Raw genomic sequence first — 425 nt, 5'->3', positions numbered from 1 at the left:
CTTTAACGGTGACTTGACTCTGACTACTGGCATGACTGTCTCTGCTGGTACTGCGGCTTACAACGTCGCCATTAACGGCACTACCAACACTATCGCTGGAGCCACAACATTTGCCAATACCGGTACCTTGGCTTTAGGTAACGGCAGTGACACTATCAACTTCACTGGTGGTGTAACTGCAACTGCGCCAAGTGCAATTACTGTGAACGGTACTGTGACTGCTGCCGGTACTGGCGTGATTACTCTGGGCGATAGCAACACTGCAGTGACGATTGGCGGCACATCGACTATCGGTGGCACTTCTACTGGTCAGATCACTACTGGTGCGATTGCTCTGAATAACAGCCTGACAGTAGGCGCTACTGCAGCTACCCCAGTTACCTTAACTACCGTTACCGGCCCAAGCAGTGGTACTGCAAACCTGA

General features: G+C 51.8%; 1 protein-coding gene. It reads left to right on the top strand.

What is annotated here, in order from left to right:
• Positions 1-13: 13 nt before the first annotated feature.
• Positions 14-425, top strand: a 412-nt coding sequence (locus ICN23_RS09670) for a hypothetical protein (protein ID WP_216232043.1), incomplete at its 3' end; no start/stop codon positions are given.

The organism is Polynucleobacter sp. MWH-Jannik1A5 (assembly GCF_018881795.1).
Classification (GTDB): Bacteria; Pseudomonadota; Gammaproteobacteria; order Burkholderiales; family Burkholderiaceae; genus Polynucleobacter.
The sequence above is the reverse complement of the archived record's forward strand: the minus strand, read 5'-3'. Positions and strand labels throughout refer to the sequence as shown.